Annotated in this window: 2 protein-coding genes; both read right to left on the bottom strand. The window is 37.5% G+C overall.

Annotated features, from left to right (window positions below; genetic code table 11):
* A partial coding sequence (locus A1D16_RS19975; protein ID WP_290712838.1) for a hypothetical protein occupies positions 1-570 on the bottom strand: 570 nt, incomplete at its 3' end.
* A gap of 45 nt (positions 571-615) precedes the next feature.
* Positions 616-1,020, bottom strand: a 405-nt coding sequence (locus A1D16_RS19970; RefSeq protein WP_290712835.1) for a hypothetical protein, incomplete at its 5' end; no start/stop codon positions are given.

Here is a 1,020-nt window from a genome sequence, read left to right as displayed (position 1 = left end):
GGTATCCCATACTTTATGGGAAGAAATACTTACCCCTATTTTAGAATATTTTTTATCCAAACAAATAACCCGATGGCCGACTCCTTCAATTTCATCATCGATCAGCAATTGTAATACGATGTCTTTTGCAGTACTCATACCGTAGGAACAACATTCCGCAAATACGCCTTTTGGTATAGTACATTGCTTCCTCGTATGACCAACCGTTCCAAGACGACCAGATTCCTTCGAAAAGCAAACCGCCGAAGCATACATAACTTTATCAAAATACAGCGGCTGCACAGCTTCTCTTTTAATCAGCTCATCAATCAAACTTTGCTTATACCGCGAAGTTTTTAAATAATCAGGATAGTTATCGGTACCCCAATAATCCCGAACTTCAATTACGGCAAATTGTTTTGGATATAACCGTGCCAGGTTCAAATACATTATGGTCTCTTTTTCCAGCTTTGTCAGTTCAGGATGGGTCACTGCAGTATTGGCCGCGGCTATTTGTTCAGGAGTCCATACATCAGAAACAGGACACACCAGTTCAGCGATAAGGACAAAAAAAAGTAAGAATCGTTTCATTATTGCTAAAGAACTGTCTAATCAATCAATTAGACCTAAAAAGGATCAATATTGCTGACCAGCTTTTGTGGGATCTTTTAAGTCTAACCAATAAACATGCATCGGCTCGTTGTCTTCGATCTGTCCGTTAGCATTCGTATCCAATCTGGTAAATACAAACATTAAATCATTCTCCGAATCGTATTCAGATTTAAAGACAGAATGATCAGGCGGAACAAGCTGTTTCTGTAGTATTCCAGCACTATTAAATAAAAAGAATCTTCTTAAATCCATTTTATTAATAAACCCATCGGCATTGGTATCCTCGTTATAGACAGAAACTAAAAAATACCCCCTTTTCAAGGGAACGGAATTTAAGGTATCCTTAGAAAAAGACGGATAATAAACCGTCTTTATCAAAACCTGTTTATCAAAAAACTCCTTTTTAGTATTCGTCCGAAGATCGTAATG

The organism is Flavihumibacter sp. CACIAM 22H1, assembly GCF_001601815.1.
Lineage (GTDB): Bacteria > Bacteroidota > Bacteroidia > Chitinophagales > Chitinophagaceae > Flavihumibacter.
Note: the sequence above shows the minus strand (reverse complement) of the source record. Positions and strands in the feature narration are given on the sequence as shown.